Source organism: Bacteroides cellulosilyticus DSM 14838 (assembly GCF_000158035.1).
GTDB lineage: Bacteria > Bacteroidota > Bacteroidia > Bacteroidales > Bacteroidaceae > Bacteroides > Bacteroides cellulosilyticus.
Window position 1 is genome coordinate 274,883 of the sequence record NZ_EQ973495.1, and the last position, 8,546, is coordinate 283,428.

General features: G+C 41.4%; 8 protein-coding genes. 4 read left to right on the forward strand and 4 right to left on the reverse strand.

Translation table 11 applies throughout. The features are described from left to right. Positions 1-11: 11 nt before the first annotated feature. Positions 12-1,298: an O-acetylhomoserine aminocarboxypropyltransferase/cysteine synthase family protein gene (locus BACCELL_RS23445; protein WP_007214618.1), complete on the reverse strand. Its 1,287-nt coding sequence runs from the start codon at positions 1,296-1,298 to the stop codon at positions 12-14. 156 nt (positions 1,299-1,454) lie between these two features. Here BACCELL_RS23445 and BACCELL_RS23450 point away from each other — a divergent pair, with 156 nt between their 5' ends. Continuing rightward, positions 1,455-2,801, forward strand: coding sequence for a S41 family peptidase (locus tag BACCELL_RS23450; RefSeq protein WP_007214619.1), 1,347 nt, complete (start codon positions 1,455-1,457; stop codon positions 2,799-2,801). A gap of 6 nt (positions 2,802-2,807) precedes the next feature. Then, positions 2,808-3,662: a DUF4595 domain-containing protein gene (locus BACCELL_RS23455; RefSeq protein ID WP_007214620.1), complete on the forward strand. Its 855-nt coding sequence runs from the start codon at positions 2,808-2,810 to the stop codon at positions 3,660-3,662. Positions 3,663-3,672: 10 nt separating this feature from the next. Here the strand turns inward: BACCELL_RS23455 and BACCELL_RS23460 are convergent, their stop codons facing one another. Next, entirely contained in the window at positions 3,673-4,491 is an 819-nt protein-coding gene (locus tag BACCELL_RS23460; protein WP_007217525.1) for an alpha/beta hydrolase, read from the reverse strand. A gap of 98 nt (positions 4,492-4,589) precedes the next feature. Between BACCELL_RS23460 and BACCELL_RS23465 the strand changes: the two genes are divergently transcribed. Next, entirely contained in the window at positions 4,590-5,882 is a 1,293-nt protein-coding gene (locus tag BACCELL_RS23465; protein ID WP_007214622.1) for a hemolysin family protein, read from the forward strand. Positions 5,883-5,922: 40 nt separating this feature from the next. Next, positions 5,923-6,402, forward strand: coding sequence for a copper resistance protein NlpE N-terminal domain-containing protein (locus BACCELL_RS23470; RefSeq protein ID WP_007214623.1), 480 nt, complete (start codon positions 5,923-5,925; stop codon positions 6,400-6,402). A 388-nt stretch (positions 6,403-6,790) separates the two neighbouring features. On the opposite strand, the gene BACCELL_RS23475 is transcribed toward BACCELL_RS23470, so the two are convergent. After that, complete coding sequence (locus tag BACCELL_RS23475) at positions 6,791-7,999, reverse strand: alpha/beta hydrolase family protein (protein ID WP_007214625.1); 1,209 nt, start codon at positions 7,997-7,999, stop codon at positions 6,791-6,793. Positions 8,000-8,003: 4 nt separating this feature from the next. Next, positions 8,004-8,546 (reverse strand): DUF4982 domain-containing protein (locus BACCELL_RS23480; RefSeq protein ID WP_007214626.1); only part of this gene is annotated, 543 nt, incomplete at its 5' end.

The window sequence follows — 8,546 nt, forward strand, 5'->3', positions numbered from 1 at the left end:
TTATGAACCAATTATATTTTATCCAACGCTTGAGCCAAGTCATCCAGCAAATCAGCAATATGCTCCGTACCGATAGACAGACGCACCGTTCCCGGCTTAATGCCTTGTTCTTCCAACTCCTGTTCATTCAACTGCGAATGTGTAGTGGTAGCCGGATGGATAACGAGCGACTTAACATCCGCTACATTTGCCAGAAGTGAGAAAATTTGTAGGTTATCAATAAATGTCTGTGCCTCTTTCACCCCACCCTTTACTTCAAAAGTAAAGATAGAACTTGCACCATTGGGAAAATACCTTTGATACAATGCATGATCCGGATGTTCCGTCAATGACGGGTGATTCACCGCTGCCACTTTAGGATGTTTCTTCAAGAAATCAACCACCTTCAATGCATTCTCTACATGACGTTCCACACGGAGGGAAAGTGTTTCCAGTCCCTGCAATAAAATAAAAGCATTGAATGGACTGATGGTAGCACCCGTATCACGAAGCAGGATAGCGCGAATTCGAGTAACGTAAGCCGCAGCACCCGCAGCTTCAGTAAAACGTATGCCATGGTAGCAAGGCTCCGGTTCCGTCAGTTGAGGAAATTTGCCCGAAGCAGCCCAATCGAACTTACCGCCGTCCACAATCACGCCCCCCAAGGAACTGCCATGGCCACCGATAAACTTCGTAGCGGAGTGTACCACAATGTCTGCTCCATGCTCAATAGGCCGTATCAGGTAAGGTGTGCCAAATGTATTATCAATGATCAATGGAATCTTATGACGATGTGCTATCTCAGCAACAGCTTCAATATCAATAATGTTGGAGTTTGGGTTACCCAGAGTTTCAATATATACAGCCTTTGTATTCTCCTGTATAGCCTTCTCAAAGTTCGAGAGATCAGCAGGATCTACAAAAGTAGTAGTCACTCCGTAGGCAGGCAGAGTATGCTCCAACAGATTATACGTTCCCCCATAGATGGTTTTAGCCGATACGATATGATCTCCGGCACGAGTAATATTCTCTAAAGCGTAAGTCACGGCAGCTGCACCCGAAGCAACCGCCAATCCGGCAACGCCACCTTCTAAAGCAGCTACACGTGCTTCGAACACACCTTGTGTAGAGTTAGTCAAACGGCCATAGATATTGCCCGGATCTTGCAAACCAAAGCGTGCAGCAGCATGGGCAGAGTTGCGGAATACATACGAAGTAGTCTGATAAATGGGCACGGCACGTGCATCAGTAGCCGGGTCGGGTTGTTCTTGTCCTACATGGAGTTGAAGCGTCTCGAAATGCAATTTCTTTGTTTCCATTGTCTTTGTATTTTTTAGGATTAATTGATTGAGTGCAAAGATAATGGGATGTTATGACATGGGCAATGACACAAGATAGGGAATTTTATACCACATTTATGGTAGATAAACAAACTATTCGCTAAATTTGCAACGAAAACCAAACGATAGATACAGATGAGAAGAAGGAATATACAGCTTTTCCTACTATTGGGAGTCCTTGCATTGACGAGCTTATTCTCTTGCGGAGTAGACCGTTGGCCGGAATATTACAAATGGACCGGACGCGATCTATGGATAGACAGTGTCATGAGAGAAGAATATCTATGGTTTGAAGACATACCCGACTCAAAAAACGTGAATTATTTCCTTGACCCGGAGGCTTTTTTAAAATCAATAAGATCATCACTTGATAAAGATTACTCCAGTGTCGATACATTGTATGCCACTCCTACACCGAGCTATGGCTTCGACTATTCCTTATATCGGATAAGCGGTAATGATACCGCCTATAATGCACTTATCACATACGTCATTCCCGAATCTCCAGCTTCCGAAGTCGGATTAAAGCGAGGCGAATGGATCATGCAAATCAACGATGATTATATCACCAAAAAAACGGAGAAACTACTGACTGAAGGTGAAAATCAGAAACTATTGTTAGGAAAATATGTTTCAGCTGTCAATGACGAAGGAGAAGATGAAAGTAAGATTGAATCTTATCGTGACGTAGTTCTTCCTGCTGCCCGTCCCGTAGAGGACGTCGCCATACCTGCTTACGACGTTTACTCCAGTGGAAGTATAAATGTAGGTTACTTGGCATACAACAGCTTCAATAAAGAAGATAATAGTGAACTACTCCAACTATCGCAGTTCTTTAAAGATAAGGATATAACAGATTTGGTTATTGACTTGCGCTACAATGCCGGTGGAGAAATGGAGTGCGTACAACTTCTGGCAGATATTTTGGTACCTGCCGACAAATTGAACAGTCCCTTCGCCTCACTGGAATATAGCCAGAAGCGAAAATATAAAGACCACGAACTCACACTCGACAGCAAGCTTTTGCAAGGAGGTGTGAACCTAAATCTATCGAAAGTGTATGTTCTGACAAGCAGTACAACTGCTGCTGCTTCGGAAATGCTCATTAATTGTTTGAGACCGTACATGACAGTAATAACTATAGGCACCACAACCAAGGGAGAAACCGTAGCAACAGAAAGTTTCCCCAGCAATCAATTCTTATGGGTGCTTCGCCCTGTTGTATGCCAAGTATTCAATTCAGAAGGTGAGGCGGACTACACCAAAGGTTTCACACCGAATTATGCAGTCAGTGAACTGAGTGATTTTGCAAAAGTACTGCCATTAGGAGATCCTAACGAGGCTTTGTTCAGTGCAGCAATAGGTATCATCGATGGTAGTATCGTGCTCCCTGAACCTAAACCAGAACCCGAAACTCAAATGACAGTAGTGAAAAGTGTGAAAGTAAAGCGCTATTTCCGCAATGGTCTTATCATTAAATAACCCAGAATGAAGAAGAATATTTTCATAGCTTTACTATTCATAGGAGGATTGACAGCTTGTAGTGACAATAACGAGGGCTCAGATATACCCGATAATCCGGGATATCCTGTAACTCATTTCTCTAAAATAGAATTAAAGGAAGTCAAGGAAGAGCCAGGTGCACCAGCTGTTACTGTTACTCAGACTTACGATTATAGTGCCGGTCGATTGATTAACTTTACATCTACACAAAGTTTCGTAGCTGGAGGAGAATTGTTTAAGATAGAAAATGCAACAAATGTTGTTTATGGAGATCATCAGGCTGTAGTAACAGATGAAATTAATAATATCTCGACCTACACGTTGGATGATAATGGCTATGCTATAAGTTGCGTGCGCCAAGAAATGGATGGTAAAATACGCTCTTATACTTTCGATTATCTTATCAATACAGAGGGAAAATACTTCCTGAAAAATATAACAGAAACATTAGACGGAAATAAGTCCTATTCTTCTATCAACATAGATTATAGTAGCTATAGAACACTACGCATCACCCAGCAGGTTGACAAGTCCGAACAAACTTACATAGCCAGCACATCTACCGGCAATGAAATAGCCAACACTTCAGAGATTCCGTACCTATTCCTGACAGATCTATATCCCCTTTCATTCCACTCGGTTGCCATTTATGGGAAATTCTTGGGAGATGCATACAATACTCTGATTACTGATCTCAGACCAGAGGATAACAGTGGAAGTAACGAAACCACCACTTACACTTATAGGTTCGACAAGAAAGATGTCGACATCTCATGCAGCGAGTTAACCAAAAGTTACGGTACGGACTATGCACGTACCGTAGATTATATCATGAAATAAACTAAGGATATTACTTCTTGAAGAATTTATCGAAGAAGAGAATCTGATAGTCAATAGAATTATTCCAGTATTGCCCGTTATGCCCACCGGGACGGGTAATGAAATCATGGCTGATATTCTTTTCCAGCAGAACCTTATGTAATGCTTTATTCACTTCCAAAAAGAAATCTTGTTCACCACAATCAATAATCAATGCCAGATCACCATCCTTGATTTTATCAACTTGAGTAATCACTGTATGCTGATCCCATAAAGTCTTATCAGACTCATAATCACCGAGTTGTTTGTTCATCTCCCAATTCTTCGGAAAAGGGCGAATATCCACTCCACCACTGGTACTTCCTCCTGCACCAAATATCTCTTTATGGCGGATTGCAAGCCACAAAGCACCATGTCCACCCATACTCAATCCGGTAATGGCTCGTCCTTTTTTCTCCGGAATAGTAGCATAGTTTTTATCTGTATATTTCACCAGTTCCGAAGCTACAAAAGTTTCATAACGATAAGCCTGATTTTTAGGGCTATCCCAATACCAACTGTTTTTACCATCAGGACATACGAAGATAATTCCTTTTTCATCTGCAATCTTAGGTAACTCCGGTTTCAATCCTACCCAACTACGTGCATTACCACCATAGCCGTGCAACAAATAAACTACCGGACAAGCCTCAGCTTCCTCACCCAATGCTTTATCAGGGAGTACATATACCACTTGTACTTCTTTATTCATGGATGGGCTTTTTACCATAATGGTATCTACTCGTGCCGCCTGTGTCGCAACAACTGAAAACAGCAATAAAACGCTAAATAAAATTTGTTTTCTTTTCATGTCTTTCATTCTTTAATAATCTCTATAAATAGGCAGCAATATTAGTAATAAAATTCAAAAAATTAGTAATTTTGCAATATAAACTATTCATAACCTATATGGAATTTATTATTATTCTATTTTTATTAGTGCTGAACGGTGTCTTTGCCATGTATGAAATAGCGTTGGTGTCATCCAGCAAAGCACGACTCGAAACCCTCGCAGGAAAGGGAAACAAAAGAGCCAAAGGAGTATTGAAACAGTTGGAAGAGCCCGAGAAGTTTCTTTCTACCATTCAAATTGGTATCACGCTTATCGGTATTGTATCCGGTGCTTTCGGTGGTGTAGCCATTGCCGACAATGTAGCGCCGTTATTCGCCTCCATTCCTGGAGTCGCTCCCTATGCTAAAGACCTTGCCATGATTACAACAGTGGCAATCATTACGTACCTTTCACTCATCATCGGTGAGTTGGTACCCAAGTCCATAGCACTGAGTAATCCGGAACGATATGCAACTCTACTTAGTCCGGTCATGATTTTACTGACCAAAGTGTCTTATCCATTCGTCTGTTTACTCAGTTTCTCAACCAAGATAGTGAATAAACTAATCGGCCTGAACAATGGAGAAGAACGTCCCATGACACAGGAAGAATTAAAAATGATTCTGCACCAAAGTTCAGAACAGGGTGTTATTGATAAGGAGGAAACGGAAATGTTACGGGACGTATTCCGATTCTCAGATAAGCGGGCCAATGAACTGATGACTTACCGCCGTGACCTTGTCGTACTACATCCTACATACACACGTGATGAGGTACTACACATTATCCGCGAACAACATTTCAGCAAATACCTGTTGGTAGAGAAAGGAAAAGATGATATTATCGGAGTAGTGTCCGTCAAAGATATTATTCTGATGTTAGGCAATGATCACCCCTTCGATTTACGCGGTATCGCGCGCTCTCCCCTGTTTATTCCGGAAAGTTTATATGCCAAGAAAGTTTTAGAGCTATTTAAGAAGAACAAAAATAAGTTCGGAGTTGTTGTAGACGAGTATGGTAACACAGCAGGCATTATCACCTTGCATGATCTGACGGAAAGTATCTTCGGAGACATCCTTGAAGAAAACGAAATGGAAGAAGAAGATATCGTCACCCGGCAAGATGGCTCGATGCTCGTTGAGGCTTCTATGAATGTAGATGATTTTATGGAAGAGATGGGTATCCTGAGCTATGATGATCTGAAAGAAGAAGACTTTACCACACTAAGCGGTCTCGCCATGTTCCTCATCGGGCGGGTACCTAAAGCAGGAGACTTGTTCAGCTACAAGAACCTACAGTTTGAAGTTGTGGACATGGATCGTGGACGAGTGGATAAACTGCTCGTTATCAAAAAAGAAGAGGAAGAATAGTGTGAATTTGCATTATATATTAACTTAAACCATTAAAGCAATGAAAAAAGTAATGATGATTGCAGCCATCGCTGCTGCATTGGTATCCTGCCAATCAAAAGGAACCCAGAACAATGATTCCGCCGTAGGTGAAGGAGTGTTGACAGTTGCCGGGAATGATTCTTCTGCCGTAGCCGTATACGAAGGTCTTCTTCCTGCTGCCGACGGCCCGGGTATCCAATACGTATTGAGCGTGGACAGTGTAGGTCCTGACGGAGAAAGCGGTTATACTTTGGTTACTACTTACTTGGATGCGGAAGGTCAAGGAAAGAACAAGAGCTTCACTTCCAAAGGTAAGAAACAAGTCATCAAGAAGACAGTGAACAACAAACAAAAGACAGCCTACAAACTGACACCGAGTGATGGTGACGCTCCCGTCTACTTCGTAGTAGTGAACGATACCACTTTACGTTTGGTTAACGATAGTCTGCAAGAAGCTGTCAGCGACCTGAACTACGATATTATTCAAGTGAAGAAATAATCAGCAAAACATTTCATGTGGGGGAGCCAACTTTTGTTTGGTTCCCCTTTTTTTATCCCTTTCCAATAACGCTGAACCAAGAATGTACTATTTTCATATAAAAATGGAGTAACTGAAACAATATATATAATGATTGGAATAATATTTTAAGTCCATTATCATTGTTACGCATATCTTTGTCCTATCCAATAAAGAGAGAGGCTCATAGAGAAACTATTATTCTTACTATATAAATAGAAATTAAATTCATAGGCTTTTTAAATTCATAGTTAGTTGGTAAATAGGTATTATCTCATAGGTTATTAAGGTAGATTGTTAATTGAAAGCGACTGTTGTGAGGCAGCCGCTTTTATTTTTTATAATGCTTCAGACAAAAGTGAAACGAAAATCAATTACCAATGTGCAGTTCACCCGATATCTGATAGCCTCTCACATCGGTTATATTGACATACCAGGTAGTAATACCTGCTGGCAGAGGAATTCTCCATTTATTCTTCTCTACCTTACTTTCTATTGCTTGCCAATGATATTTCTCCCGTTCCTGTCCTGAATCTGTAGTGTAATGCAAGGTGGCCTTCTCCACAGGAGTAGATGAAATGATCTCGCCTGATACAAGTCCTTCTTCTACTTTCTCATTTGTTATTTGGGCCAAAGGCTTCACATCACGAAGATATTGATCTATAAATGCAGCTATCTCTTCACTTTGCCAACCATATTTGTGACTATGGCGCAAACCTTGTTTTATCAATAACCCGGACTGTGAAGCCAATACTGCACTCCGTGCCATAGATGGCAGATAAAAATGTACGTCATTGGTTCCGTTTATAAACAATATCGGCCTCTCCATCCGGGGTAAATAGTTGGATGGATCATACTGTTTCAGCCATATTTCTCTTTGTTCGTCAGGCAAACCATCCAGTTGTTGTTTCATTCGCCCGCTTTCAGAAAGAAACCCACAACCGTAGACAGGAACAGCTACCCGAAACCGAGAATCTAATGAAGCTGCAATGCAAGTCAATACCCCACCCCAACTTATACCAGTAATGGCAGTACGCTCCACATCGACTTCCGGGAAGCTCAGAAGTAGAGAATGCGCATTGAAAATATCGCTGACAGCCTGATATACCCACTGTTCTTTTTGAGGTAAAGTGACATCAAAATAAGGTGTCTCCTTTTCATTTTCATCAAAGCCTCCATCAATGTGTTTTTTATCCGGACCATTACCACGCGTGTCTAAAGCAAGGGCTGCATACCCCCGCTTTGCCCACATTACAACCCATTCCCGGAAAACTGTCCCACCACCGCCATGTACCAGTATAATCCCCGGTAACTTTTTCTCCTGAGAGCTGTTGCCTTGTAACATAGCAGGGGTAGCATAATAGGCAAAAACAGATTTAGCCTGTCCTTTATAAGAAACAGATTCGAATATAAGAGAACGTATAGAATCCTCTTTTACTACCCGACAGGCAGGAGTACAAAGAAAATCCTCTCCATTCCATATTGTATTTCTCACTTGTACTTGTGCCGATACACTTAATCCACTCAAATACAAACAGAAATAAATGATGATAATCCTAAAACTGCAATTTATACTCATAACATCATTCTACCTTTAATACAACCTTTTGTTTCGGAAGCCCCTTAGATTCTACTGTAAGTACTACTTTTCCCTGCTTCATATACTGGCTACGCAAAATGACTAATGCCAAACCGTTATAAGCATCTCTTTCTGATAACTGGAATGGTAATAGGCTGGTTGCGTCTCCATTATCTGTAGCTATAATCTCAGCAGGCCCTGTTACAGAAAACTTCAAATGATTCTTAGAACGAGGAACAACACGACCTTGAGAGTCCACAACAGCTACACGGATAAATGATAAATCAGTACCATCATTTTTAAGCTCTGTTTTCTCTGCTGTCACTTGTAAAGCGGCTGGTTTTCCAGTAGTTTCTACAAGTTCTTCCGCCCATTTCTGACCGTTCTTATAAGCTATGGCTCTCAAACTTCCCGGCTCGTAACGCACATCATCCCAGGTCAAACGGTCATACGAATGAACTTTCTCTCTACGCCCCAGTGACTTACCATTCAAAAACAGCTCAACAGCATCTCCCGAAGTATAAATATGAACGGGAGTTATTTCACC

Bases quoted from the DNA above. Each gene is read 5' to 3' on its own strand.
- BACCELL_RS23445 (WP_007214618.1), bottom strand. From the start codon at position 1,298: ATGGAAACAAAGAAATTGCATTTCGAGACGCTTCAACTCCATGTAGGA.
- BACCELL_RS23450 (WP_007214619.1), top strand. From the start codon at position 1,455: ATGAGAAGAAGGAATATACAGCTTTTCCTACTATTGGGAGTCCTTGCA.
- BACCELL_RS23455 (WP_007214620.1), top strand. From the start codon at position 2,808: ATGAAGAAGAATATTTTCATAGCTTTACTATTCATAGGAGGATTGACA.
- BACCELL_RS23460 (WP_007217525.1), bottom strand. From the start codon at position 4,491: ATGAAAAGAAAACAAATTTTATTTAGCGTTTTATTGCTGTTTTCAGTT.
- BACCELL_RS23465 (WP_007214622.1), top strand. From the start codon at position 4,590: ATGGAATTTATTATTATTCTATTTTTATTAGTGCTGAACGGTGTCTTT.
- BACCELL_RS23470 (WP_007214623.1), top strand. From the start codon at position 5,923: ATGAAAAAAGTAATGATGATTGCAGCCATCGCTGCTGCATTGGTATCC.
- BACCELL_RS23475 (WP_007214625.1), bottom strand. From the start codon at position 7,999: ATGAGTATAAATTGCAGTTTTAGGATTATCATCATTTATTTCTGTTTG.